This window comes from Pseudarthrobacter sp. 10T415, assembly GCF_056394175.1.
In genome coordinates, this window is the sequence record NZ_JBFTHJ010000003.1 from 138,838 (window position 1) to 164,339 (window position 25,502).

The following is a 25,502-nucleotide window of genomic DNA, read 5'->3' on the forward strand; positions in this document are numbered from 1 at the left end:
CATGGCAACAGCTGCCAACCTGCCTCCCGCCGTCGCCGAGGAAGCGGCCATCGGGGCGGCAAAGACCCCTGCTGCGCCGCCCAATTCCCCGAAGAACCCGCGGAGGAAGCCTCGGGGAAACCGGGAGGCCCGCGCCAAGGCATCCGTCCCGCTCACCGTGGTGACGTGGCTGATCGCCGCGATCTACGCGTTCCCGCTGCTATGGTTCCTGCTCAGCTCCTTCAAGCCGGGCAGCGAACTCTTCAGCTATCCGCTGTCCATGATTCCGCGCGAATGGACCTTCCAGGGCTTCGTGGACGCCTGGGAGCGGGTGGACTTCGCCCAGTACTTCCTGAACACGGCGACGGTTTCCATCGTCACCACTGTCCTCACGGTCTTCTTCAGCGCCTGCACGGGATACGCCCTGGCCAAGTACAACAACAAGGGCACCCGGCTGTTCTTCGTGTGCATCCTGGCCACCACCATGCTGCCCACCGAGGTCATCCTGAATCCCACGTTCTCGGTCATCCGGGACCTGGGCCTCTACAACTCGCTGGCCGGCATCATCGTGCCCTCCGTGCTGACGGCCACCGGCGTCTTCATGTTCCGGCAGTTCTTCCTGACCGTCCCGGACGACCTGCTGCACTCCGCCCGGATCGACGGTGCCAGCGAGCTGGCCATTTTCTTCCGGATCATGCTCCCGCTGTCCAAGCCCATCCTGTTCACGCTGGCCATCTTCTCCTTCCAGTGGCGCTGGAACGACTACATCTGGCCTCTGATCGTGCTCAACGACCCCAAGTGGTACACGCTGCAGGTGGCGCTGCGCAGCATCGTTGGCGCGGAGAACATTGACTGGCCGGTGCTGCTGGGTGCCTCGGTGATTTCCCTCCTGCCGCTGGTGTTCGTGTTCTTCGTGTTCCAGAAGTACGTGCTCAACGCCGATGTCAGCGCCGGACTGAAGGACTAGGCCCGTGGAAACAACAACAACTGACACCGCTTTCCACTCCCGGGTGGTGGAGGCGGCGGACAGGAGCGTGGCAGAGTTCGTGGCCACGCACGACGACGACGCCGCGGCCCTTCCGCACCGCGCCGCCATGGGCAGGCTGCTGGCTTTGGCCGCGGTCACCACGGAGCCCGGCTCCGCCTTTTACGGCGCGGGCGGGGGTGTTGCCGGCGGCGTCGGTTCCGGCGGGGGCGTTGCCGGGGGAGGAGGCTCCGCCGCAGGCGGCACGGTTGACGCGATACGCCGGTGCCTGGACCGGCTCGAACAGCTGCAGGGCCCCACGGGGCTGTTCGACGGCACCAACCTCTGTTCGCCGCCGGATTCTGCCTTCACCCTCAATGATGCGTGCATCGCACTGGGCATCATCCGTGCCCTGGAGGCGCCCGGGGAGGCGCTCGCAGACGCCGAGGCCCGGCTGGCCGGCATCATCTCCCGCGCCACCGACGCACTGGTGGCCGGGGGAGTCCACACTCCCAACCACCGCTGGGAACTGAGCGCCGCCCTGGCCAGGATCAACGCGCTGCAGCCGCGGCAGGACATCGCGGACAGGATCAACGAATGGCTGGCCGAAGGCATCGACCAGTTGCCGGACAGCATGTACTCCGAACGCAGCGCGCTGTACGCCTCGGCCGTGACCAACCCGTCCCTGCTGGCCATCGCTGACCATGCGGGCCGTCCCGGGCTGCTGGACCATGTCCGCCGGAACCTCATGGCGTTCCTGCCCTGGTTCAACCCGGACGGAACCCTGGAATCCGTTTTCTCCCGCCGGCAGGACCAGTGGATGGACTTCGAGGCCGCACCCTTCCTTCCGCTCTACCGGCGCCTTGCCGGCCAGGACGCCAACCCGGACTTTGCCGCGGCCGCCGCCTGGCTGGAGACGCTGCCGCTGCACGAACCCGCCAAACTGCTGGCGCTCCTGCGGCTGGACCCCTGGCTGGGCGCGGCACTTCCGGACGCGCCGCCGTCGGACGCCATTTTCCCGGACGTCCTCACCCCGGCCGACGCCGTACTGGAAACCTGCGGCGCCTACCGGTTCCGGACCGGGGGTGCGGTGACCACCGTGTACGGCGGCTGCGACAATCTGGTCCCGGGCGTGGTGTCCGGGCTGGCCAGCAATCCCACGTTCCTGCGGTTCGCGCAGGGAGCAGCGGTCCTCGCCGGGGTGCGGCTGTCCCGCAGCTTCTTCGACCTGGGCCCGTTCCGCAGCCAGCACACGGTACGGGACGGCGCCACGGTCCGGCTGTCCGAGGAGCTTTCAGCGAACTTCTACCTGCCACTGCCCGCCGCCCGCAGGCGCCAGGACGGCGTTTACGCTTTGGGCCACGAGGGCCGGTTCAGCGCCAGCATGGACTTTCCCGGCAGGCCCACGGTGGTCCACCGGCTGGGCACGCAGATTGCCGTCCGGGCCGAGCCGGGGCAGACCGTCCTGGAGCTGGATTTCGACGGTGCGGACACCGCCTTTGCACTGGAATTGACCTTCCGGCCCGGGGGCGTGCTCGACGGCGTGATCCCGGCTGCAGGCACGCCCGGAGCCTTCCAGCTCGTGGACGGGGCCGGCAGTTACCGGGTTGGCGCGGACACCATCGAGTTCGGGCCGGGCCTGCCGGCCCATCCTGATACTCCGCCCACTTACAACCCGGGCGAGAACTACCGCTACCTCGCGGGGACCAACGCCTCGGACGGGGTCAAGGTGTTCATCACGGGACGGACCGCCGGCAGCCACCGTCTGGTGCTGCGGGGGAGCACCGAAGCGCCATAGGAATCAGGCCTGGGCCTGCTGGAGCTGTTCAAACAGCTCCGGCGGGATGGCGTAGATGAAGACCACCGCCAGCAGGTTCTTGGCAGCGTGGACGAAATAGGAGAACATCACGTTCCTGCCGGTCCAGACGTAGACGAACACCAGGGTGGCGCCCATGGCCAGGTAGGGCAGCAGCGCCGTCAGGGTGATGGCCTCCTGGCCGGCGATGTGGATGCCGGCAAACACCACCACGGACAGGGCGCAGCACAGCCAGATATTCAGCCGCCTGCTGAGCTTGCCGATCAGGAGGTGCCGGAAAATGTACTCCTCCACGAACGGCCCCACCACCACCAGCACGGGCACAATCAGCCAGGCCGGGACCTGCTGCATCAGCGACTGCAGGCCGGCCTGGTTGGCGGAGGTCTGGGCCTCCCCGCCGGCAGCCACCACCACGGCCGTGAGGATCATCATCACGATCACGGCCGCCGGGACCATCAGCACGGTGAACCACGGGCGGGTGGCCAGGACCCTCAGGTCCCGCACCACCACCCGCCGGGCCGCCAGGAACGCCAGGACCGCCACGGATCCGTAGAAGATCAGGTTGACCAGGTAGGACGCCGCCGCCGGGGAGGGTGCCAGTTGCTGAAGTGCCGGCGCCAGAAGCTCACCTGCCACGGTGAAGACGCCGGCAATGGCCACATATGTGCCGAGGGCGGCGAAATCCAGGGGAGCGAAGCGGTACAGCTCCGGCTGCGGTGCGGGCGGGCGGCGGTGCGTGGTGGCCATGGTTTCAGCCTAGCTTCCGGATGCCCCCGGGAACGTTTTCGGAACCAGGCTTCAGGATTGCCCGGCGATGGTCAGGGCGATCAGCACGCAGTTCAGCCCGACGATCAGCGTGGCGCTGGTCCAGCCGGCGATCTTCAGGGCGCGGGAGTCAACGTGGATGCCCATGATCTCGCGTTTGCCGGTGAGCCGGATCAGCGGGATCAGCGCAAACGGAATGCCGAAACTCAGCAGCACCTGGCTGAGGACCAGGGCGAGTGTCGGCTCGATTCCTGCCCCGAGGATCACCAGGGCGGGGATGAGGGTGATGACCCGGCGGACCAGCAGCGGAATCCGGACTTTCAGCAGGCCGCCCATGATGGTTGCGCCGGCGTAGCAGCCCACCGAGGTGGAGGCCAGGCCAGATGCCAGTAGCCCCACGGCGAACACGACGCCGATGGCCGGTCCCAAAGCGGCGGAGACGGCGGCGTGGGCTCCGGCGATGGTGTCCGTTCCCTCGATGCCGCGCAGGCTGGATGCAGCCAGCAGCAGCATCGAGATGTTGACCACGCCGGCCAGCAGCAGGGCGCCCAGCACATCGAACCGGGTGGCCCGGATCAGGCGGGTCCGCACGGCCGGGTCCGGGGAAAAGCCGAACCGGTCACGTGCCAGCGCAGAGTGCAGGTAGATGGCGTGCGGCATCACCGTGGCGCCGAGCATGCTGGCGGCGAGCAGGACCGTGTCCGTTCCCTCGAAACGCGGAACCAGGCCGCCCAGGGCGCTGCCGGCGTCGGGCGGGTTGACGAACAAGCCGGCCATGAAACCGACGGCAATCACTCCGAGGAGGACCAGGACGGCGTACTCGAAGGACCGTTGGCCGCGGGCGGTCTGCAGCGCCAGCAGCAGCATGGAGGCGATGCCGATGATGACCCCGCCCAGCAGGAGCGGCAGCCCGAACAGCAGGTTCAGGGCCACGGCGCCGCCAATGACCTCGGCCATGTCCGTGGCGCCGGCAACCACCTCGGCCTGCACCCAGTAGAGGCGCCGGGAGCGGGTTCCCAGCCGCCTGCCGAGGATTTCCGGCAGGCTCAGGCCCGTGGCGAGGCCCAGTTTCGCGGACTGGTACTGCACCAGGACCGCCATGGCGTTGGCCATTACCAGCACCCAGACCAGCAGGTAGCCGTAGTTGGCGCCGGCGGTCAGGTTGGCGGCGACATTTCCGGGATCCACGTAGGCGATGGCGGCGACGAATGCCGGGCCCAGCAGCAGGAGCCGTGACCACAGCTTGCCTGCGGCTGGCCGTGCTTGCACGGTGGGTGCTGCCATGATCATCTCCTCGCCATTGCGGTAATGACACGAGAATACAGCAAATTTAGGCATACCGAAAAGTATCTTTACGGGATGCCGTAGCAAGTCTGGTGTAGTGCGCGTCACGTGGCACCCGGATGGATCTTGTACGATGGATAGGCCGCGCGAAGCTTCGGCAAGACGAAGACTTACGCTCACAAACGGTCGTCCCAGCGGATGAAGGCCGAATTATGTGAGGTGGATCATTCGCTTCCGGATGCGGCCAACCCCCAACCCACAAGGAACCGTTGTGCCTCAAAGTACCCCGCCCGAAATCAAGAACAGCACGGCAGCATCCACCGCCGTCGACCCGTCCCTCAGTGCCGAGGGCTACAGCAAAACGCTGGGCAGGCGCCACGTCACCATGATCGCCATGGGCGGCGCCATCGGCGTCGGCCTCTTCATGGGAGCCGGCGGCCGCCTCGCCTCCACCGGCCCGGCCCTCATCTTCTCCTACGCCATTGCCGGCGTCATCGCCTACCTGCTGATGCGGGCCCTGGGCGAACTCATCATGTACCGCCAGACCTCCGGCTCGTTCGTCAGCTACGCCGGTGAAATGTTCGGCCGCAAGGGCGCCTACCTGTCCGGCTGGATGTACTTCATCAACTGGGCCATGACCGGCATCGCCGAACTCATCGCGATCGGCCTCTACTTCCAGTTCTTCTTCCCCAACGTCCCCGTTGAGCTGTCCGCCATCGCCGCGCTGGTGCTGCTGGTGGCTGTGAACCTCTTCAGCGTCAAGGCCTTCGGCGAGTTCGAATTCTGGGCCTCCTGCCTCAAGGTTGCCGCGATTGTCATCTTCCTGGCGGTGGGCACCTTCATGGTGGTCACCAATGCCAAGGTGGGCGACGGACACGCCTCCGTGGCCAACCTCTTCCATGACGAAGGCGGCATGTTCCCCAAGGGCGCGCTGGTCATGATCCTCGTGCTGAACGCCGTCATCTTCGCCTACAACGCCATCGAACTGGTGGGCATCACCGCCGGTGAGATGCAGAACCCGGAACGCGAAGTCCCCAAGGCGATCCGCGCCGTCGTGGTCCGCATCGTCGTCTTCTACGTCGGCTCTGTCTCCCTGCTGGCCATGCTGCTGCCCTCGGACCAGTACAAGGCCGGGACTTCCCCGTTCGTCACCGTCTTCGGCCAGATGGGCCTGGGCTGGATGGGCGACGTCATGAACATGATCGTCATTACCGCCGCCCTGTCCTCCTGCAATTCGGGCCTCTACTCGATCGGCCGAATCTTCCGCACCATGGCCAACAACGGCCACGCGCCGCAGTGGCTGACCCGCATGTCCACCCGCCGGGTCCCGTACATGGCCATCCTCGCCATCGGCACCGTCTACCTGGTGGGCATCCTCCTGAACATCTGGCTGGGCGGTTCGCACGCGTTCGACCTCGCCCTGAACACGGCCTCCATCGGCGTGATCTTCACCTGGGGTTCCATCTTCGCCAGCCAGATCGCGCTGCGGAAGAAGAAGGGCAGCGTGTCCACCCTGCCCATGCCCGGCTCGCCGTGGACCAGCTGGGCCGGCCTCATCGCCCTGCTCGTCATCGCAGTCCTCATCGGCTTCGACACCATGACCAGCAAGGACGGCGAGGTGTTCTACCTGGGGCTGTGGACCCTGGCCACCATTCCGTTCTTCGCCGTGGTCCTGTGGCTGGGCTGGCAGAAGGTCAAGAACAACGCGCCCAAGAGCGAGCTCTTCAGCTAGCGCTGCAGGACTGCCGGGATACGCACGACGACGGCCCGCCCCTGAGTACCTAAAGGCTCGGAGGGTGGGCCGCCGTTGTCGCTTAATTCGATGGGGTGGCGGGGCCCTCTTCCTTCAGGTACCGCGCAAAGTAGTCTTCGATCCGCCGCCACGCCTCGGGGGCGGAGTCCGGATCAGGTCCCACTCCCATGACGCGCATCAGCGGCCGGAGGAGTGCCGGGCCCATCTCTTCGTCATTGAGGAAGCTGTGGCCGGCGCCGGGAAACTCCTGCACGCTGTGCTCGATGCCCAGCTGGTCGAGGGCTGAATCGAGCCGCGCGGACGCCCCTTTGAGGGACCTGTCCGCACCACCGTAGTTGGCCACAATGGGGCAGGCGCCGCGCAGGGCATCGACAAGGTCCTCCTGCTCTTTGGGGAGCCGTCCGTAGTTGACCGCCGCGGCCTGGAACCCGTCCTTGGCGGCCAGAAGGGCGAACCCGCCGCCCATGCAGAACCCGATCACCCCCGTCCTGCCGTTACTGAGGTCCGATTCCGCAAGCCAGGTGCGGGCCGTGGCGATGTCGGTGAACGGCCGGCCTGTGCGGGCTGCCATGGCGCGCAGGGTTCCCACCAGGCACCGCCGCGCCCCGCCGTCGCTGTACAGGTCCAGCGCCAGGGCAAGGTAGCCGGCCCGGGCCAGCCGGTCCGCGTGCCGGCGGGTCTGGTCATCCAAGCCGAACGCTTCATGGATCACCACTACGGCGGGAAAGGGACCCTCGCCCTCGGGTACGGCCAGATAGCCTTCCAGCGAGGGCGATCCGCCGGCGGCCATGCTCTCGGTGCTCAGGTCCACGTTCGTCATGGCCCAAGGCTAGCCGCACGCGGGGAATGCTGGTGCAGGGCGGCGGCGCGGGGCAGACTGGGGCATGTGGGCGAACCCTGGGTGCTGCATGTGGATCTGGACCAGTTCATCGCGGCCGTGGAAGTGCTCCGCCGCCCCGAGCTTGCCGGCAAGCCCGTGATCGTGGGTGGCCGGGGCGATCCCACCGAACGGGCCGTCGTCTCCACCGCCTCCTACGAAGCCCGGGCCTATGGCGTCGGATCCGGGATGCCGCTGCGCATCGCCGCGCGGAAAGTTCCTGACGCCGTCATTCTGCCCGTGGACCAGGAGGCCTACCTCCAGGCCTCGGGGGAGGTGATGGGCGTGCTGCGCTCCCGGCCCGGCGCTGTTGTGCAGGTGCTTGGCTGGGATGAGGCGTTCGTCGGCGTGCAGTCCAGTGATCCCGAGGCCTACGCCCGCCAACTGCAGGAGGCGGTACTCGAGGCCACCAGGCTGCATTGCAGCGTGGGCGTCGGCGACACCCTGGTCCGCGCCAAGGTGGCGACGACATTCGGCAAACCGGCCGGTGTTTTCCGGCTGACGGCGGAGAACTGGCTGGAGGTCATGGGGAGCCGGCCCACCATCGACCTGTGGGGAGTGGGTACAAAAGTGTCGCGCCGGCTGGCAACGCTGGGGATCACCACGGTTTCCCAGCTGGCGGCGGTGGATCCGGAGGTCCTTGTCCCCGAATTCGGCCCCAAAATGGGGCCCTGGTACGCGCAGCTCGGGCGGGGTGACGGTTCCTCGGTGGTGGATGACACCCCGTGGGTGGCGCGCGGCCACAGCCGGGAGACCACGTTCCAGCGCGACCTCAATGAACCTGCGCAGGTGGATGAAGCTGTCCGGGAACTGGTGGCGGCGGTGCTGGAGGACGTTGCCGCTGAAGGGCGGCCGGTGGTCGGGCTGACGCTCAAGGTCCGGTACGCCCCGTTCACCACCAAAACGTATGCCCGCAAGATTCCCGAAACGGCGGACCCCGCGGAGGTGCTGGCCCGGGCCCTCGACCTCAGGGGCAAGATTGAACCGGACCGGCCCATCCGGCTGCTGGGGCTGCGGGCTGAAATGACCATGCCGTACGAGTCCAGGCAGGGGCATACGCCAACCCGCAGTGGCTGGTGACCCACGAGGTAACGATGTGGACCGGGCAGCAAAATGGCGGCGGATCCGGGGGATCCGCCGCCATTGTCTACCGGTTCAGCACGCCGTTCGCTGCGGCCGCCCCGGTAAAGGACTAGTTGCGCTTGAACTCGTCCTTGACATTTTCGCCGACCTTCTTTGCATCAGCCTTGACCTGGTCGGTCTGGCCTTCTGCCTTCAGGCGGTCATTGTCGGTTGCGTTGCCAGCAGCTTCCTTGGCCTTACCGCCCATATCTTCTGCTGCGTTACTGATCTTGTCTCCGAGGCCCATGGTGTGGCCTCCTTTCGTTTCCGTCGATCAAACAATGCCCTTTCACACTAACACGAAGCATGCTTACTAGTTCAAGCCCAGCGGGCAGCGGGAGTGCCGCGGGCGGTTGGCCGCCCTGTCGTTGTCCGCCGGCGGCGATAGGCTCGACGTCATGGACCAAAGCCTCAGCCTGACCCAGCACATCAAAGCTTCGCCGGAAAGGGTGTGGGCCGTAATCACGGATATCCGGAACGCACCCGGGACGCTGTCCGGGGTGGAGGCGGTGCAGCTCCTGACGGACGGTGCCTACGCCGAGGGCACCCGCTGGAAGGAAACGCGGAAGATGTTCGGCAGGTCTGAAACCGTGGAGATGTGGGTGGACAGTGCGGAACCGCCCCGCACCACCACCGTTAAGGCGGCCCAGGGCGGGGCGGATTACAGCACCAGGTTCAGCCTGGCCAACCGCGACGGCGGAACCGACCTGACGCTGACCTTTGGTGCCAAAATGTCCAAGCCCACGGCGGCCACCCGGATCCTCGTCGCAGTGTTCGGCAGGCTGGGCATGGCGGCAAGCCGCAAAGCACTCGCCAAGGACCTGGCGGACATCGCGGCCAAAGCGGAATCCGCCCGGTGAGCGGGTCCGGGACCAGGCGGCCCAAGGCTGCCGTCACCGCTCCGCGGCTTTCGCCGGTCCGGCTAGAGGACCTCGAGGACCGCGGCCTGGACTTCCGCCGCGGCGGGCGCCACGAGGGTGCCCGCTACAGCCGCCTGGACGCCGATGGGCTGGAGCTCTCCGGCGTCGACTTCTCCGAGTGTGAGCTCCAGGGGGTTTCCTTCAACGAAGCCCAACTCCGGGGCGCCGGATTCCGCGACACCGTCATCAGCGAGCTGTATGCCCCCGTCTTCCGGGCCGCCCGCAGCACCTGGCGGGACGTTGAGATCACCAACCCCCGGCTCGGTTCGGCCGAACTCTACGAATCAGGGTGGCAGTCCGTCCGGATCGAGGGCGGCAAGCTGGACTACCTGAACCTGCGCGGGGCGAAGCTGACGGACGTGCTCATCACCGACTGCATCATCAACGAACTGGACCTTGGCTCGGCAGCGGCAACGAGGGTATCGCTGAAGGGGTGCACCATCGGAGCCCTGGACTTTACCGGTGCCAGGCTCAAGGACTTCGACCTCCGCGGCGCCGATTTCCGCAGCGTCAGCGGCATCGGCAACATGGCCGGCGTCGTCATGGACGAATACCAGCTGGGACTGCTCGCGCCACTCCTGGCCGCACACCTGGGCATCACCGTTATCTAAGTGGGGCTACGCGTGGCCGGGCCCGCCGTGTACTATTTACAGAACGAACGGTCGGTAAGTAGCGCATGTCGCCATACCGGCTGCCGGTGACAGTGCTGTTAATCGCGTGAAGGGTGTTTCCATGGCTGCAAGCGCAGGTCCCCAGGCTTTCCTGGTAGGCGGAGTCCGGACTCCGGTGGGCAGGTACGGAGGTGCGCTCTCGGCGGTCCGGCCCGATGACCTGGCCGCGCTGGTGGTCCGTGAAGCCGTGCAACGCGCCGGCCTGGACCCGGACAGCATCGACGAGGTGATCCTTGGCAACGCGAACGGCGCCGGTGAAGAGAACCGCAACGTCGCGCGGATGGCCGTCCTCCTGGCCGGGCTGCCGATGCACATCCCCGGAATTACCGTCAACAGGCTTTGCGCGTCCGGGTTGAGCGCCATCATCCAGGCCAGCCACATGATCAAAGCCGGTGCCGCGGACATCGTGATCGCAGGCGGCGTCGAGTCGATGAGCCGGGCGCCGTGGGTGCAGGAGAAGCCGAGCGCGGCCTTCGCAAAGCCCGGGCAGATCTTCGACACTTCCATCGGGTGGCGCTTCACCAACCCCCAGTTCCAGCACGGCGCGTTGTCCCGGGACGGCAAAATGACCTATGCCATGCCTGAAACCGCTGAGGAAGTGGCACGGGTGGACGGTATCTCCCGCGAGGACGCCGACGCCTTTGCCGTCCGCTCCCACGAACGTGCACTCGCCGCCATCGCCGCCGGCCGGTTCAAGGACGAGATCGTCCCGGTCACCGTCCAGACCCGCAAGGCCGAAACCGTGGTGGACACCGATGAGGGTCCCCGCGCCGGCACCACCGCCGAGGTGCTGGCGAAACTTAAGCCCGTGGCGCATGGCGGATCGGTGGTCACGGCCGGGAACTCCTCGTCGCTGAACGACGGCGCCTCCGCGATCATCATCGCGTCCGAAGCGGCCATCGAGCGGCTCGGCCTGACACCGCGTGCCCGGATTATCGACGGCGCGTCCGCTGGATGCGAGCCCGAGATCATGGGAATCGGCCCGGTCCCGGCCACGCAGAAGATCCTGAAGCGGTCCGGCTTGAGCGTCGGTGACCTGTCCGCCGTCGAACTTAACGAGGCCTTCGCCACGCAGTCCCTTGCCTGCATCCGCCGGCTGGGCCTGGACCCGGACATTGTGAATAACGACGGCGGTGCCATCGCTTTGGGCCATCCGCTCGGTTCCAGCGGCTCACGGATCGCCATCACCTTGCTCGGCCGCATGGAACGCGAGGACGCCAAGATGGGCCTGGCCACCATGTGCGTTGGCGTCGGCCAGGGCACGGCCATGCTGCTGGAGAAGATCTGATGCCGGGCGCTGTGGATCTGGCGGCCGAGAAGTTCTCCGCGCTCCTGGTGGAGGAGCAGGGCGACCGTGTGGTGGTCCTGCTGAACCGCCCAGAGGTGCGCAACGCCATCGACCAGCAGATGGTGGATGAGCTGCACACCGTCTGTGCTGCGCTGGAACAGAATCCCAAGGTCCTGATCATCGCCGGCGTGGACGGGGTGTTCGCCTCCGGCGCCGACATCGCCCAGCTCCGTGAGCGGCGGCGGGACGATGCCCTGCAGGGAATCAACTCCACCATTTTCGTACGGATCGCCAAGCTGCCCATGCCCGTCATCGCAGCCGTGGACGGGTACTGCCTGGGTGGCGGCGCGGAGTTGGCCTACGCGGTCGACTTCCGGATCGGGACTCCGGACGTCAAGATCGGCAACCCGGAGACCGGGCTGGGGATTCTGGCCGCCGCCGGTGCAAGCTGGCGGCTCAAGGAGCTGGTGGGGGAGCCGGTGGCCAAGCAGATCCTCCTTGCGGGCAAGGTGCTGGGCGCCGACGAGGCGTTGGCCGTCAACCTCATCAGCGAGATCCATAGCCCCGCGGACCTTCTGGGTGCCGCCCACAGCCTTGCGGACCGCATCGCCCGGCAGGACCCCCTCGCCGTCCGGATCACCAAGTCCGTGTTCCATGCTCCGGCTGAAGCGCACCCGCTGATCGACCAGCTGGCCCAGGGCATCCTCTTCGAATCGCAGGCCAAGTTCGACCGCATGCAGAAGTTCCTGGACCGCAACGCGGCCAAGAAGGCTGCATCCTCCGACACCGCTGACGGAAAGTAGAAACCCATGAGCAACACTGCAATTCCTGCTGGCCTGCCCGCTGACCTTTCCACTGACCTGCCCCATTTTGTGGGGGTGCTGGGTGGTGGCCGGATGGGCGCGGGCATCGCGCACGCGTTCCTGATCAAGGGCGCCGAGGTGCTGGTGGTGGAGCGTGATGAGCAGTCGGCCGAGGCTGCCCGGGAGCGGGTGGAGTCTGCCGCGGCCAAGAGCATCGAGCGTGGCGTGGTGGACGCGAACCTTGATGAGATGGCTTCACGGCTGACGGTGGGCGTGGATTATGACGCGTTCAAAGACCGGCAACTGGTGGTTGAAGCTGTTCCGGAGGACTGGGACCTGAAGGTTTCCTCGTTGCGCGGGATCGAGGAGCGGCTGGCTCCGGAGGCGTATCTGGCGTCGAACACGTCCTCGCTGTCGGTGAACGGGCTCGCGAAGGAACTGCAGCGGCCCGGGAACTTCCTGGGGCTGCACTTCTTCAACCCGGTCCCGGCATCCACGCTGATCGAGGTGGTCCTCGGCGAACACACCGCACCCGGACTCGCTGACGCGGCGAAAAGGTGGGTGGCGGCACTGGGCAAGACCGCCGTCGTCGTCAATGACGCGCCGGGCTTTGCCTCGTCCCGGCTGGGCGTGGCCATCGCGCTGGAAGCGATGCGGATGGTCGAAGAGGGCGTTGCGTCGGCCGAGGACATCGATAACGCCATGGTGCTGGGCTACAAGCACCCCACCGGTCCGCTGCGGACCACCGATATCGTGGGCCTGGACGTGCGGCTGGGCATCGCCGAATACCTGCAGTCCACCCTTGGCGACCGTTTCGCCCCGCCGCAGATCCTCCGCGACAAGGTGGCCCGCGGCGAACTCGGCCGCAAAACCGGCAAGGGCTTCTTCGACTGGCCCAGCTAGGGCAACCCGCGAGAGGTGCGGCGCCTAGTCGAAGAAGCCGACGATGTAGCCGATGAAAAACAGCAGGAACAGCAGGACGCCTGCGCCAATGGCTCCAAGCCAAAAGATCTGCTGGCCCCTCCCGGAACCAGGTTGCCGGGGTTCCTGAGTGCCCGCCACCGAGCCTTCCCCGGGCGGGGTTTCGCCCGGGGGAACTCCGCCGCCGGGTTCCAGGCCTGTGATCTTGTCGTCTTCCGGGTCCGGATTGGTTCCTGACACGTTAACTCCCTTGCTCGCGGTCTGGGGCTTTCCCCAGCGTAACCGGCCCCGGTGTTTGGTCCTAGGCTGGTGCAGTGACTTTCCTTGAGCCCCTTACCCTGACCGGCCGGTACGTAATCCTCGAGCCCCTCGACCCAGCCCACCACGACGGGCTGGTGCAGGCGGCGGAGGACGGCGAGCTGTGGAAACTCTGGTACACCTCCGTGCCGTCTCCCGCCGAGATGGCGGGGGAGATCCGGCGCCGCCTGGCGTTGCAGGAGCAAGGGTCCATGCTGCCGTTCACCACGCGGCTGATCGACCCGGAAACCGGCGGTCCCGGCCGGGTCATCGGGATGACCACCTATATGAACGTCGACGCCGGCACTCCCCGCGTGGAGATCGGCTCCACCTGGAACGCGGCATCAGTACAGGGGAGCGGAACAAACCCGGACTCCAAGCTCCTGCTGCTGCAGCACGCGTTCGAGGCGCTTGGCTGCCCGGCCGTGGAGTTCCGCACGCACTGGCTGAACCACCAGTCCCGCGAAGCAATCGCCCGGCTGGGCGCCAAACAGGACGGCGTCCTCCGCAGCCACTCCCGGACCCGCGACGGCCTGCTGCGCGACACCGTGGTGTTCTCCATCCTGGAACACGAATGGCCCATGGTCCGCGCCGGCCTGGAATACCGCCTGGACCGGCGCGGGTAGGACCGGGCTGAAGCCGTTTGTCTTGGTACCCGTCTGTGACATGCGGGGTTCACGTGCTTGTGGTTAGCTGTGCGGATGGAGAAAGCGGGCGGGTCCATGGACTGGGATGGTGCTGTCAATGCCTGGCACGTTGCCGGCGGCGTGTACCGCATGGGCCGGCGGGAATGGCTCACGGAAGCCGGCTGGCGGCAGGCGTACGACGACGGCGTCCGCACAGTAGTGGATCTCCGTAACGCAGCGGAAGCTCGGCGCCGGGACACAGATCCGGTGGTGCCAGCGGCCGCGCTGCACGGACTGGCCGTGGTGTCGGCTCCCACGGAGGAAGCCAACCACCAGCAGTTCGCCGCGCTGACCGGACCCTACCTGAACGACCCCGCCTACTACACGGAAAACGCCCGCCTGTTCCCGAACAGGATCGCGGGAGTCTTTCGCGCGTTGGCTGATGCCGCAGACCGGGGTGCGGTGGTGCTGCACTGCGCCGCGGGACGGGACCGCAGCGGCCTGGTGGCGGCCATGGTGCAGGACCTCGCGGGGGACTCGGACCATCAGATCGCCGAGGGCTACCGGCGGGCAGCGCGTGGCATCAACGAGCGGTACCGGACCCATGGGCCTCCGCATGACAGGGAACGCTACCTGGCCGACGACGAACTGGCGCCGCTGCTGGAGCAGCGCGGGAAAGCCGTTGTGGACTTCGTGCGGACCCTGGACAGCCGTGGCTACCTCCTGAAGAACGGACTCAGCGGCGGCCAACTCGACGCCGTGCTGTCCCTGTGTGGAGCGGGTGTGCCCCGATGACCCCGCCGTCAGTGCGCAGGTACCTCTCGCTGGGTGCCGTTGCAGGCATCCTGGCGTCGTCGGCCTACGTGGCTGCACCGGCCTGGGCAGCCGACGGTCAGGCCGCATCCACGGCGTCCCCCGATGCGCCACCAGTCGGAACGCCTGCCGGCGGAACACCTGGGGCCGGAACACCTGCCGCCGGGACACAGGTCTCCGGGCTGTCGGAGGTCCCGCTGGACGCCGCCGTCCAGCGGGACCTCGGACTCACCCGGGAGCAGTTCACCGCGGCCGGTGAGCTTGGCGCCCAGGCAGCAGCCGCGGCCGCCCAGTTGCGCGACGTCCCCGGTTACGCCGGGATCCGGCTGGCCGACGGCCACGTGGTGGTCACCGGATCCGGCCCGGAGTTCCTCGCCAAAGTGGCAGCGCTCGCCGGGACCCTTCCGGACCTCACCGTGGAGGCCCCGCAGGCCCGGCGTACCGACGGCGGCGCAGCACCCTCCGGCGGGGGAGCAGCAAATGGCTCACAGTTGGCGGTCAGCACCGAGCAGCTCTTCCAGGCATACGTGCGCGATGTCGGCCCCGAAGGCCTGCAGGCAGTCATGGCCGCGGACGGGAAGTTCGTCATCCGCACCGGGGCGCTGAACGCACCCGAGTCCGCCGGACAGGCCGGTGGGGTGGCGGCTGACGCAACAACCGCAGCCGGAACCACTGCAGCCGGGACCACCACAGCAGGAACGACGGCGGCGGGAGCCTCCGGCAAGGTCTCGCCGGCCGACTTCGTGGCCCGGTACGCCAACGTGGAGCTCGACGGCGGCGCACCCCTCAAGCCCGAGGCCGAAGTTCCCGGCGGAGTGGGCTACATCGCCGATACCGGCTGGATCTGCTCCACCGGGTTCTCCGCCTTCGACCCCGCGGGACTGCCTGCCGTCCTCAGCGCAGGTCACTGTGCCTCGGACGGGCAGGCGGTAACGGCAACCCTGGAGTTCCAGTTCGTCCGGAAGGACCCGCTGGGCGAGTTCGGGTTCAGCCAGTTTGGCGGCCCCGGCAACTCCCGCATCATCGAGAACCCTGCGGACCCCGAGAACCCCGGAAACGTGGGCACGGACATTTCGGTGATCCACAACATTCCGGAGGGACTGGATCCGCTGCCTGCCGCCAGCACCTGGGGTGATCCTTCACAGCCCGGCCCGGATGTGAAGATCATCGGCACTGCCGATCCGGTACTGGGAATGCCCATCTGCCGCTCGGGCCGGACCTCAGACTGGTCCTGCGGAACAGTGGACGCCGTGGGAATCTACGTGGTGCCCGGCCCTGACTTCGCCGCAGATCCCACCGATCTCCGCGCCTTCCGCGGATTCCTCTCCTATGGCGTTCAGTCCAGCGGGGGCGACTCCGGAGGCCCCTACGTCAGCGGCAACTACGCGGTGGGAACGCACGCCGCCGGTGACGCGCCGCCCGCGCCAGGCGAGCCGGTACCCGCAAACTTCGCCGTCGGCGCCACAATCTCGGAAAGCCTGGCCGTCCTTCCCGGCTACCAGCTGGAACTGTTCCTCAACAAGCCGGCTGTCAGCTCGCCCCTCCCCGGCGGAAGCTATGAACCGGGGCAGGCCATCAGCGGCAACGTCCCGGCAGCCCCCGCTTCCGCCGTCGCCGCAGGCTCCACGGTCAAGGTCACGGTGGAGGGCGAGGACCCGGTGGAGGTCCCTGTCGACGCCGCGGGCAACTGGAGCTTCACCGCACCGGACGGCAACGGACCCCTCCGCTTTACGGCCGAGACGGTCAACGGCTTCAGCACCTCGGGCGCCGTCGAGTTTGAGTTTGCCAAGGCAGCAGCGGAGCCGCCTGCGCCGGGGCTGCCTGCCCCCGGCAATCCGGTTCCCGGCGTTCCTGCCCCGGAACCGCCCGCACCGGAACAGCCCCAGCCCGTCGTTCCCGCGGACCCGGCACCCGTTCCAGCCGTCCCCGCTGACCCGGCCCCGGCTGTGCCCGCGCCCGCGGCACCGCAGCCGCCTGCGGACGCAGGTCTCGTCGTCGTACCTTTTGATGCCGGCACGTCCCCCGCGGACCTGGCAAACACCGGACCGTCGGGGCTGGTTCCCGCAGCCCTCGCAGCGGCCGCGGCGCTCGCCGTCGGAATCATCATGACAATCCTGGTGCGGCGCGGGGGCCGGCAGCTCGGCTAAATGAACAGCGGACGGGCGGGACGCGTAAAGCGCCCCGCCCGTCCGGCCTAAAAAGCGGTTTGGCTGGCGGTCAGTGGTGGCCGTGCCACCTGTTCGTGCCGTCAACCACCTGCACTGCCACGCCCAGGGTGCCGTCAGCCAGGCTTCCCCACGCGTAAACGATGGTGTTCTTCCCGCCCTCAACGGTGACGTCCGCCGGGCCGATCACGGGATCGGTGGTGCCGGCTGCAGCCACCGACGCCGAGTAGGTGCCGGCCTTCAGCTTCAGCGTGGCCTCGTCCGGGTTGCTCAGCCCTTCGATGACCGCTTTCCCACCGGCCAGGACGTCGACGGCGGGAGCTGCCGCTACGTGCCGGACCGTCAGCTTGCCTTTGCTGTCGTTGCGGGGAGCCTTGGTGTCGTTGGTGAAGAGCGTAGCGGTGGGTGCACCATCGGCATTGAGGTGGGCCACGGCGGTGTAGTTGCCGCCCTCTTCGAGCTCCACGTCCACGGGTCCGATGACCGGGTTGTCGGCGCTGGTGGCGTCGGCGGCCGTGATGGCGATCTGGTAATCGCCGGCGGCCAGTTCCAGCGGTCCTGCCAGGGTGCCGGGCTTGAAGTCGTCCAGCGTGAGGGCGCCGTTGACCCACACATCCACGGTCAGGCCGGGAACGCCATGAAGTACGGACAGCAGCGCGGGGTCGTCATCATGGTGCCATCCGCCGGCCTGGGCGGGGGCGGCGAAGGCCAACGAAGCAGCGAGTGAAAGTGCTCCGGCGGCGTAGCTGATTTTGCGCATATCAAACTCCTTGAAGGATGCCCGGTGGCCGGGCTGTTTGTGCTTACGCGCTTAATACCGCGGGAAAGGGGTCTTTGGATGCAGGCCCGGGAAACATTTTTTGGTGCCTAGTGTTTGTGCTTCCGCAGCAGGTTGGTGATGCGCAGGGTGCAGAGCCGCTGGCCGGCCTCGTTGGTGATAAGCACTTCGTGGGTGGTCAGCGTGCCGCCCAGGTGGATGGGCGTGGCCGTGATGGTGATCTGGCCTTCCCGGGCGGAGCGGTGGTGCGTCGCGGAGACGTCGATGCCCACCGCCGTCTTGCCCAGGGTGCTCGCGTGGATAACCGCCGCCCAGGAGCCCACCGCCTCACCCACTGCCAGCGAAGCACCGCCGTGCAGCAGGCCGAAGGACTGCCGGTTTCCCTCCACAGGCATGGTGGCGACTACCCGCTCCACGGACTCCTCCAGGATCTTCACGCCCATCTTCTCGTCGAGTTCACCGAGGGTGATCTTCCACAGTTCGTACTCTGTGGGGGAGTGGTGCGGGGCGGCGTCGTTCATGTGCTCTCCTAGTGCGCAGCGGGGACATTCCTGTATGGTACTTATATTACCGAACGGACGGTCAGTAATCATTGCAGTATCAACCAGCCGTTTGTCTGCCCCTTTTTGGAAGGACCCGTCAACGATGACCACCACTGCCACAGCGCCCCACGCCACGCTCGATACCGTGGAGACGGTGCCCAGCTTCATTATGGACTCCTGGTGGACGCCCGAAACCGGCTCCGCCGCTGCCACCCCGGTCCGCGACGCCAGCACGGGCGAGCTCCTGGCCAAGGTGAGCACCGAGGGGCTGGACCTCGCGGCCGCCGTGGAATTCGGCCGGACCACCGGCCAGGCCGAGCTGGGCAAGCTGACCTTCCACCAGCGCGCCCTCAAGCTCAAGGAGCTGGCGCAGTACCTGAACGCCCGCCGCGAACACTTCTACGGCTTCTCGTACCAGACCGGCGCCACCAAGATCGATTCCATGGTGGACATCGACGGTGGCATCGGCGTGCTCTTCACCTTCGGCTCCAAGGGCCGGCGCGAACTGCCCAACTCGCAGGTGGTGGTGGACGGCCCCATGGAGGTGCTGTCCAAGGACGGATCCTTCGCCGGCGAACACATCTACACCCGCATCCCCGGCGTCGCAGTGCAGATCAACGCCTTCAACTTCCCGGTGTGGGGCATGCTGGAAAAGTTCGCCCCCGCGTTTATCGCCGGCGTACCCACCATCGTCAAGCCCGCCACCCCCACCGGCTACGTTGCCGCTGCGGTGGTGAAGGCCATCGTGGAGTCCAACATCCTGCCCAAGGGGTCGCTGCAGCTGGTCTCCGGCTCGGTCCGCGGACTGCTGGACGTGCTGGACTACCGGGACCTGGTGTCCTTCACCGGGTCCGCCGCCACCGCCAAGTCCCTGAAGGCGCACCCGAACGTGGTGGAGGGCGGCGTCCGGTTCACGTCCGAAACCGACTCCCTCAACGCCGCCATCCTCGGCCCCGACGCTGTGGAGGGCACCCCGGAGTTCGAGGCCTTCGTCAAATCCGTGGTCACCGAGATGACCGTCAAGGCGGGCCAGAAGTGCACCGCCATCCGCCGCGCCATCGTGCCGCAGGAGCTGGTGTCCGCGGTTTCCGCCGCCATCGGCAAGCGCATCCAGGAGCGCGTGGTGGTGGGCGACCCGCGCGCCGAGGGCGTCACCATGGGTGCGCTGGCGTCCGTGGAACAGCTTGAGGACGTCCGGGTGGCCGTGCAGTCCATGCTCGACGCCGGCGGTGAGCTTGCGTACGGAACCCTCGATTCGCCGTCGGTCACCTCGGCCGACGGAACCACCGGCGTGGTGGACGCCGGCGCCTTCATGGCCCCCGTGGTCCTCAACTGGGACAATCCCGAAGCCGAGGCGCTGCACTCGCTGGAAGCTTTCGGCCCGGTCTCCTCCGTGGTGGGCTACACGGACCTCGCCGACGCCGTCCGGCTTGCCGCCCGCGGCGGCGGCTCGCTGGTGGCCTCCGTCTGCACCAACGATCCCGACGTGGCGCGTGAACTGGTCACCGGCATTGCCGCGCACCACGGCCGCGTCCTCATGCTGAACCGCGAAGACGCCCGCACCTCAACCGGACACGGCTCACCCGTCCCGCACCTGGTGCACGGCGGCCCCGGCCGCGCCGGCGGCGGCGAGGAGCTCGGCGGCATCCGCTCGGTCCTGCACCACATGCAGCGCACCGCCATCCAGGGCTCGCCCAACATGCTCACCGCCGTCACCGGCGTTTGGCACACAGGGGCGGACCGCAACTTCACGGTGGACACTGAGGGGACGCACCCGTTCCGCAAGCACCTGCAGACCCTGCGCATCGGCGATGCCGTCCGCTCGGACCTGCGGCAGGTCACCCTGGAGGACATCACGGCCTTCGCCAACACCACCGGGGACACCTTCTACGCCCACACCAACCAGGAGGCCGCCGAGGCCAACCCGTTCTTCCCGGGCATCGTGGCGCACGGCTACCTCCTGCTGGCCTGGGGCGCCGGGCTGTTCGTAGAGCCGGCACCGGGCCCCGTCCTGGCCAACTACGGGCTGGAGAACCTGCGCTTCATCACCCCTGTTGCCGCCGGCGACTCCATCCGGGTGACCCTCACCGCGAAGAAGATCACGCCGCGTGAAACGGACGAATACGGCGAGGTGGCCTGGGACGCCGTCCTCACCAACCAGGACGACGAGATCGTGGCCACTTACGACGTCCTCACCCTCGTCGAAAAGTAGCCCCCCTCCCCGACGCGCGCTCACTTGTGGTCGCTTCCCCTGCGACGCGCGCTCACTCGTGGTGTCTTACCGCCGAACGCCAGCTCACCCAGGTGAGCTGGCGTTCGGTTCTTAAGCGCCACTAGTGAGCTGGCGTTTGGGTGGTCAAGGTGGGCGGGAGATGCGGGGCAAAAGGGGGAGGGTGTTTCGCGGTTCCCCGGCGTAAGATTCTGCCTCGTAGGAGGTGGCCACATGACCCTCAAAATGAGCACAGCCACAACCATCCTGCCGGTCGATGACGCAGCCCGCGCCCGCAGTTTCTACACCGGGAAACTCGGACTCCCGCACCGCGGAATGACAGACGATGGAAGCGAATTACTCGGCACCGACGGCGGCCCGATGCTGCAGCTGATGCCCGTATCGGACGGCAAGCACTCCGAGCACACGGCCTTGAGCTTCGAAGTGACGGACATCGAACGGACCGTCCGGGACATGGAGGCCATGGGCGTGCGGTTCCAGGATTACAACCTGCCCAACCTTCGGACCGAAAGCCACATCTGCACCACCGACTCGGAAAAGTGTGCGTGGTTCATGGACACCGAGCACAACATCCTCTGCGTCCACGAGCGGCTGAACGGCCAGCCGGACTACCAGGTCTAGGAAGCATTAACAGCAGCGGGGGCGCTCCGGTCGGATCGGGGCGCCCCTGCGTCGGTTGGTCGCCCGGCCGCTGGCGGGCTGGGCCGGTCCCTACTTGGACCAGACGATCGGGTTCTTGCGGTACGGGTTGTCGCTGGAGCTTGCGTAGCTGAAGCCGGAATCGGCGTAGTCCGCGGAGACGATCTCGTCGCCGGCGGGTGCGAGGAAGACCTGGCACGATGTCATGGTGCTGCCCACCTTGTAGCTCAGGTTGTCACTCGAGCCGGTGGTCTCAAACCGCTTGGTGGGGCACTGGTCCAGGGAGCCGATGATGATCAGCTTCTGGGCATCCGTCCCATCCTTCAGCTGGGCGTTCAGGCGGGGTTTCGCTGATGCCGGCGGAGGGCTTGCTCAGGCTGTCCAAGGTGTGTTCGGTGAAGACGTAGTACGGCGTCTGCCCGGCGAACTTCGCGGCGTCCTTCAACGCGGCGAGATCCGCCTCGGCGCCAGCGGTGATCTTGGTGACGCTGGTGGTGTAGGTGGCTTCCGTGTACTTGGCGTCAGCCTTATCCTTGCCCGTGTTGGTGTGGGTGACTGCCTTTTCGCCCAGGCCGAGCTTTGTCCCGGGAGCTGTAAGGTCCTTCGCGGTTCCGGAGGCACCGGCCGGGGCGGCAGCAGAAGCGCTGGCTGACGCGCTGGCGGAGCTGCTGGGTGACGCGGAAGCTGAAGTGGCCGCTTCGGTTGACGGCCGGGTTTCGGAGGCCGCAGGCGCCTCAGTTGCGCAAGCGGACAGTCCCAGCCCCAGTACGGCGGCAACGCCCAAGGCGGTCAACGGGCGCGAAGAAGTGCGGTTCCTGATCATGATTTCCCCCTGAAGATGTGATGCGAACACGGATAACTATAACGTATGGATTTATTGGCCCGCGGAGATGCGAAGGCCATTTATGTGGTTGGTGGTCCCGAGTTTACGGCGCAAAAACAGGCCCGGCGATGGGCAGGGCTGCCCATCGCCGGGCCTGTAAGTTACTGCGCGCCCGGGCGGGTATACCGCCCAGGGTTTAGTGCGGGGGAGTCAGGACTCCGCGCCGCCGTGCAGCCCGTCATCGCTGCTGTCATCCTCGCGGCCGGTGCCCTTGCCGGACTCGCTCTGATCGGAGAGGTCCATGTTGCCGCGGGCCTCATCCATGGTGGGACCGCCGGCGGGGACGCTGTAGGTGTCCGGCCGGATGCCGTGCGACTGCTCCTCGATCAGGGCCTGCTCCTCGCTGAAGCGGATGACGTTTGCTTCATCGGCTGCGTCCCCGGGGATGTCCTCCCGGATCTTGGACGGATCCGGAACGATGAATCCTGCGTCGGGCTCTTCTTTGTGGGTGCTCATCTTCCCTACCTCCCTGTTATCAGTGGCTTTCTACCACCGTAGCCTCGAAGCAGGGAAAATACCAAGCACCCTTATTACTTGCGGAGTGCCCGGTGACAGTGAAGGCCAGGGAAGGTCAGGCTGTGGGGGTCGCTTGCCCGTGTAGGCCGTCGAAGGCCATGGTGATGACATCGTCCGCGAGCTTCCCGGGGCTCAGGGAACCGCCGGGCTTGTACCACTCCACGATGGAGTTGATCATGCCAAACAGGAGGCGGGTAACCGTGCGCGGGTCGATGTCCTGGCGCAGTGACCCTTCATCGCGGGCGGCGGAAATGAGTGCAGCCACCTTGTGGTCGAACGTGCGGCGGCGTTCCAGCGCGTCCCGCTCGATCTCGGTGTTGCCCCGCAGCCGCAGCAGCAGGGTGACGAACGGCAGGCGCTCCACGAGGACCGCCACGGTGCGCCGCAGCACGAACTCCAGCCGGGCATCGGCGGCACCTGCGGTGGCCTCGGGCTGTTCCAGGATGGACTCCAGCCCGCCCAGCGCGTGGTCCAGGGCGAGCTTCAGCAGATCGCCCTTGGACGGCACGTGGTGGTAGATGGCCGACTTGGAGATGCCCAGGTTGTCCGCGAGGATCCCCATGGACGTCGCGTCGTAGCCATGGCGGTTGAAGACGTCGACGGCGATGCGCAGCACCGATTGCTGGTCGTAGCCGGGGCGGCCGCGCTTGGCTGATCCGTTGGCGGCTGCGCCGTTGGTGCTGGTGGTCTGGCTGGGCATAGTGGCTAGTTTCTCATGAACGGTCGGTCGGCCCGGACAGGCGGGAAGGCGCAGGTCCGGGCCTACTGCCTCCGTCTATCCCTTAGGCCGCATGTCGTAGATGCGGCGGAGCTTGCCGTTGGAGCGCTCAAGCGATCCGGGATCCACCACGTCCACCGTGCACGAAGAACCCACGTGGATCTTGATCTGCTCCTTCAAGGCGCGTGCCGCCGTCGTGCTCTGCTCAATGGTGACGGCGTCCCGCCGTTCGATTCGGACGGTCAGCTGGTCCATCCGCTGCCCTTCCGGGCGGGTGAGCTCGAGCTGGAAGTGCGGGCTGAGCTCGGGGATGCGGAGGGCAATTTCCTCAATCTGGGACGGGAAGAGGTTCACGCCGCGCAGGATGATCATGTCGTCGCTGCGCCCGGTGATGCGTCCCATGCGGCGGTGGGCCGGGCGGGCGGTGCCGGGCAGGAGCCGGGTGAGGTCCTTGGTGCGGTAGCGGATGATCGGCAGGGCTTCCTTGGTGAGCGAGGTGAAGACGAGTTCGCCGTGTTCGCCGTCGCGCAGGACGTTTTCCTTGCCCGCCAGGGGGTTGAAGGGATCGATGATTTCGGGGCGGAAGTGGTCCTCCCAGATGTGGCTGCCGTCCTGCGTTTCCACGGCCTCGCCGGCAACGCCCGGGCCCATCACCTCGGACAGGCCGTAGATGTCGCAGGCCTTGATGTTCATCATGACCTCGAGCTCGTGCCGCATCTCCTGCGTCCACGGCTCGGCGCCCAGGACGGCGAACTTCAGCGACGTGGAGGCGGGGTCGATGCCCATATGTGCCATGGCGTCGGCGATGGTGAGCAGGTATGTGGGCGTGGCCAGGATGGCGTCCGGCTTGAAGTCCTGGATCAGCTGGATCTGCCGTTCGGTCTGGCCGCCGGACATCGGGATCACGGTGCAGCCCAGGGCCTCGGCGCCGGCGTGCGCGCCCAGGCCGCCGGTGAACAGGCCGTAGCCGTAGGCGTTGTGGACCTTCATGCCCGGGCGGATGCCGGCGGCGCGGAAGCTGCGGGCCACGAGCTTTGCCCAGTCGGCCAGGTCCTGCTTGGTGTACCCGACGACGGTGGGCCGGCCGGTGGTGCCCGAGCTGGCGTGGATGCGGGCTACTTCGTTCTGCGGCACGGCGAACATGCCGAACGGGTATTCGGCGCGCAGGTCGTCCTTGGTGGTGAAGGGGAAGTTGCCGAGGTCGGCCAGTTCGCGGAGATCGTTCGGGTGGATGCCGGCCTCGTCGAACTTGCGCTTGTACAGCGGCACGCGCTCGTAGGCGTAGGAGACGGTGTGCTGGAGGCGGCTGAGCTGGAGCGCTTCGAGCTCGTCGCGGGAGATGGTCTCCTCGCGGTCCAGGACGGCGTCGGTGCCGGTGGCTGCGGTGTCCACGGACGCGGCGGCAGGGGTTTCGGGGGCATGCAGGGTCATGGTTTTCCTACTTCTTGGGGATGGTGCGGCTGCGTCCGCGGAACTCGGCGATGAGCTCGCCCGGGGTGCTGGTGCCGGGCTCCGCGCCGGGGGTGTGGGCGTCGGTGGCGAAGATCTGGATGTCGTAGAGGCCGCTGCGGCCGGCGCTGGACCGGCGGTCTGCCACGGCGGTGAGGACCTGGCCACGGAACGCCGGCTTGAGGAAATTGATGTCGACGCCGGAGGCAACGGTGATGGTGTTTTCCTCGCCTGGTGCGGGGCTGATCGGGTTGCACGCGAGGGCGAAGGCGGTGTCGCCGAAGGCGAAGATCATTCCGCCGTGTGCCATGCCGAAGCCGTTGAGCATTTCCTGCCGGAGGGTCATCCGGATGGTGGCGTGGCCGTCGCTGAGTGCCAGGACCTCGATGCCCATCCACTCGGAGGCATAGTCGTTTTCCAGGATGGGGTGGGTGGCCCCGGAGAGTGTTGCTTCAGCCATGCGTCATTGCCTCCAGCTTTATTTACCGAATGTTCATTAGGTAATCCCATAAGGGGGTCCGGTGTCAAGGGTGGGGCCGCCCGGCGCGGGCCTTCCCGCCCCGTTACTTAGCTGCTCCGGGCGCCAAAGCGGGGGACACGCCGTCGTCCGCGGCGCGCCGCACGGTGGGATGGAAACTAACTGGGAAGGAACGCACGACGGCGGCGCGCACCTTTGTTCTTTG

27 protein-coding genes are annotated in these 25,502 nt (G+C 67.1%); 14 read left to right on the plus strand and 13 right to left on the minus strand.

Annotation, left to right across the window (positions count from 1 at the left end; translation table 11 throughout):
* Position 1 precedes the first annotated feature (1 nt).
* A complete protein-coding gene (locus tag AC1DBN_RS06260) occupies positions 2-946 on the plus strand; it encodes a carbohydrate ABC transporter permease (protein ID WP_477722780.1) in 945 nt (314 codons plus the stop codon).
* 4 nt (positions 947-950) lie between these two features.
* Positions 951-2,741, plus strand: a complete 1,791-nt coding sequence (locus tag AC1DBN_RS06265; protein WP_477722781.1) for a hypothetical protein — start codon at positions 951-953, stop codon at positions 2,739-2,741.
* A gap of 3 nt (positions 2,742-2,744) precedes the next feature.
* On the opposite strand, the gene AC1DBN_RS06270 is transcribed toward AC1DBN_RS06265, so the two are convergent.
* Together AC1DBN_RS06270 and AC1DBN_RS06275 are read right to left on the minus strand one after the other, a co-directional pair.
* Positions 2,745-3,506 carry a CPBP family intramembrane glutamic endopeptidase gene (locus tag AC1DBN_RS06270; RefSeq protein WP_091722739.1) on the minus strand — a complete coding sequence of 254 codons (762 nt, stop codon included), beginning with the start codon at positions 3,504-3,506 and terminating at the stop codon, positions 2,745-2,747.
* 51 nt (positions 3,507-3,557) lie between these two features.
* Positions 3,558-4,808 carry an Nramp family divalent metal transporter gene (locus AC1DBN_RS06275; RefSeq protein WP_477722782.1) on the minus strand — a complete coding sequence of 417 codons (1,251 nt, stop codon included), beginning with the start codon at positions 4,806-4,808 and terminating at the stop codon, positions 3,558-3,560.
* A 271-nt stretch (positions 4,809-5,079) separates the two neighbouring features.
* Between AC1DBN_RS06275 and AC1DBN_RS06280 the strand changes: the two genes are divergently transcribed.
* Positions 5,080-6,540: an amino acid permease gene (locus AC1DBN_RS06280; RefSeq protein WP_091722736.1), complete on the plus strand. Its 1,461-nt coding sequence runs from the start codon at positions 5,080-5,082 to the stop codon at positions 6,538-6,540.
* 82 nt (positions 6,541-6,622) lie between these two features.
* On the opposite strand, the gene AC1DBN_RS06285 is transcribed toward AC1DBN_RS06280, so the two are convergent.
* A complete protein-coding gene (locus AC1DBN_RS06285) occupies positions 6,623-7,381 on the minus strand; it encodes a dienelactone hydrolase family protein (protein WP_477722783.1) in 759 nt (252 codons plus the stop codon).
* 66 nt (positions 7,382-7,447) lie between these two features.
* Between AC1DBN_RS06285 and AC1DBN_RS06290 the strand changes: the two genes are divergently transcribed.
* On the plus strand, positions 7,448-8,518 hold the full coding sequence (locus AC1DBN_RS06290; RefSeq protein WP_477722784.1) for a DNA polymerase IV: 1,071 nt from the start codon (positions 7,448-7,450) through the stop codon (positions 8,516-8,518).
* 112 nt (positions 8,519-8,630) lie between these two features.
* Here the strand turns inward: AC1DBN_RS06290 and AC1DBN_RS06295 are convergent, their stop codons facing one another.
* Positions 8,631-8,807: a CsbD family protein gene (locus AC1DBN_RS06295; protein ID WP_045729318.1), complete on the minus strand. Its 177-nt coding sequence runs from the start codon at positions 8,805-8,807 to the stop codon at positions 8,631-8,633.
* A gap of 151 nt (positions 8,808-8,958) precedes the next feature.
* Here AC1DBN_RS06295 and AC1DBN_RS06300 point away from each other — a divergent pair, with 151 nt between their 5' ends.
* From AC1DBN_RS06300 to AC1DBN_RS06320, 5 genes are all read left to right on the plus strand, one after another.
* Entirely contained in the window at positions 8,959-9,420 is a 462-nt protein-coding gene (locus tag AC1DBN_RS06300; RefSeq protein WP_477722785.1) for an SRPBCC family protein, read from the plus strand.
* Positions 9,417-10,091, plus strand: a complete 675-nt coding sequence (locus tag AC1DBN_RS06305; RefSeq protein ID WP_477722786.1) for a pentapeptide repeat-containing protein — start codon at positions 9,417-9,419, stop codon at positions 10,089-10,091. The genes AC1DBN_RS06300 and AC1DBN_RS06305 overlap by 4 nt, the downstream gene beginning before the upstream one ends.
* Before the next feature lie 121 nt (positions 10,092-10,212).
* Complete coding sequence (locus AC1DBN_RS06310) at positions 10,213-11,439, plus strand: thiolase family protein (RefSeq protein ID WP_477722787.1); 1,227 nt, start codon at positions 10,213-10,215, stop codon at positions 11,437-11,439.
* The gene (locus tag AC1DBN_RS06315) at positions 11,439-12,242 is read left to right on the plus strand and encodes an enoyl-CoA hydratase/isomerase family protein (protein ID WP_477722788.1); all 804 of its coding nucleotides are present in this window, start codon (positions 11,439-11,441) and stop codon (positions 12,240-12,242) included. Before AC1DBN_RS06310 ends, AC1DBN_RS06315 begins: the two co-directional genes overlap by 1 nt.
* Before the next feature lie 6 nt (positions 12,243-12,248).
* On the plus strand, positions 12,249-13,145 hold the full coding sequence (locus AC1DBN_RS06320) for a 3-hydroxyacyl-CoA dehydrogenase family protein (RefSeq protein WP_477722789.1): 897 nt from the start codon (positions 12,249-12,251) through the stop codon (positions 13,143-13,145).
* 24 nt (positions 13,146-13,169) lie between these two features.
* Here AC1DBN_RS06320 and AC1DBN_RS06325 read toward each other — a convergent pair whose 3' ends face one another.
* Positions 13,170-13,403 carry a DUF6480 family protein gene (locus tag AC1DBN_RS06325; protein WP_091722719.1) on the minus strand — a complete coding sequence of 78 codons (234 nt, stop codon included), beginning with the start codon at positions 13,401-13,403 and terminating at the stop codon, positions 13,170-13,172.
* Positions 13,404-13,477: 74 nt separating this feature from the next.
* Between AC1DBN_RS06325 and AC1DBN_RS06330 the strand changes: the two genes are divergently transcribed.
* From AC1DBN_RS06330 to AC1DBN_RS06340, 3 genes are all read left to right on the plus strand, one after another.
* Positions 13,478-14,086 (plus strand): GNAT family N-acetyltransferase, encoded by a 609-nt coding sequence (locus AC1DBN_RS06330; protein ID WP_091722716.1) that lies wholly within the window; start codon positions 13,478-13,480, stop codon positions 14,084-14,086.
* Between the two features lie 75 nt (positions 14,087-14,161).
* Positions 14,162-14,881, plus strand: a complete 720-nt coding sequence (locus tag AC1DBN_RS06335) for a tyrosine-protein phosphatase (RefSeq protein ID WP_231994346.1) — start codon at positions 14,162-14,164, stop codon at positions 14,879-14,881.
* Positions 14,878-17,046, plus strand: a complete 2,169-nt coding sequence (locus AC1DBN_RS06340) for a S1 family peptidase (RefSeq protein WP_477722790.1) — start codon at positions 14,878-14,880, stop codon at positions 17,044-17,046. Before AC1DBN_RS06335 ends, AC1DBN_RS06340 begins: the two co-directional genes overlap by 4 nt.
* A 70-nt stretch (positions 17,047-17,116) precedes the next feature.
* Here the strand turns inward: AC1DBN_RS06340 and AC1DBN_RS06345 are convergent, their stop codons facing one another.
* Complete coding sequence (locus AC1DBN_RS06345) at positions 17,117-17,824, minus strand: DUF4397 domain-containing protein (protein ID WP_477722791.1); 708 nt, start codon at positions 17,822-17,824, stop codon at positions 17,117-17,119.
* 107 nt (positions 17,825-17,931) lie between these two features.
* Complete coding sequence (locus AC1DBN_RS06350) at positions 17,932-18,363, minus strand: PaaI family thioesterase (protein ID WP_477722792.1); 432 nt, start codon at positions 18,361-18,363, stop codon at positions 17,932-17,934.
* 124 nt (positions 18,364-18,487) lie between these two features.
* On the opposite strand from AC1DBN_RS06350, the gene paaZ reads away from it, so the two are divergent.
* Positions 18,488-20,596 (plus strand): phenylacetic acid degradation bifunctional protein PaaZ, encoded by a 2,109-nt coding sequence (gene paaZ, locus AC1DBN_RS06355; protein ID WP_477722793.1) that lies wholly within the window; start codon positions 18,488-18,490, stop codon positions 20,594-20,596.
* A 231-nt stretch (positions 20,597-20,827) separates the two neighbouring features.
* Positions 20,828-21,235 carry a VOC family protein gene (locus AC1DBN_RS06360; RefSeq protein ID WP_091722700.1) on the plus strand — a complete coding sequence of 136 codons (408 nt, stop codon included), beginning with the start codon at positions 20,828-20,830 and terminating at the stop codon, positions 21,233-21,235.
* A gap of 90 nt (positions 21,236-21,325) precedes the next feature.
* Here AC1DBN_RS06360 and AC1DBN_RS06365 read toward each other — a convergent pair whose 3' ends face one another.
* From AC1DBN_RS06365 to AC1DBN_RS06390, 6 genes are all read right to left on the minus strand, one after another.
* Positions 21,326-21,460, minus strand: coding sequence for a hypothetical protein (locus AC1DBN_RS06365; protein ID WP_477722794.1), 135 nt, complete (start codon positions 21,458-21,460; stop codon positions 21,326-21,328).
* A gap of 46 nt (positions 21,461-21,506) precedes the next feature.
* A complete protein-coding gene (locus AC1DBN_RS06370; protein ID WP_477722795.1) occupies positions 21,507-22,076 on the minus strand; it encodes a hypothetical protein in 570 nt (189 codons plus the stop codon).
* A 210-nt stretch (positions 22,077-22,286) separates the two neighbouring features.
* On the minus strand, positions 22,287-22,592 hold the full coding sequence (locus AC1DBN_RS06375) for a hypothetical protein (RefSeq protein ID WP_477722796.1): 306 nt from the start codon (positions 22,590-22,592) through the stop codon (positions 22,287-22,289).
* Between the two features lie 115 nt (positions 22,593-22,707).
* Positions 22,708-23,352, minus strand: a complete 645-nt coding sequence (locus AC1DBN_RS06380; RefSeq protein ID WP_091722690.1) for a TetR/AcrR family transcriptional regulator — start codon at positions 23,350-23,352, stop codon at positions 22,708-22,710.
* A 75-nt stretch (positions 23,353-23,427) separates the two neighbouring features.
* Positions 23,428-24,801 (minus strand): phenylacetate--CoA ligase PaaK, encoded by a 1,374-nt coding sequence (gene paaK / locus AC1DBN_RS06385; RefSeq protein ID WP_172830000.1) that lies wholly within the window; start codon positions 24,799-24,801, stop codon positions 23,428-23,430.
* Between the two features lie 7 nt (positions 24,802-24,808).
* On the minus strand, positions 24,809-25,279 hold the full coding sequence (locus tag AC1DBN_RS06390; protein WP_091722687.1) for a hotdog fold thioesterase: 471 nt from the start codon (positions 25,277-25,279) through the stop codon (positions 24,809-24,811).
* Positions 25,280-25,502 lie beyond the last annotated feature (223 nt).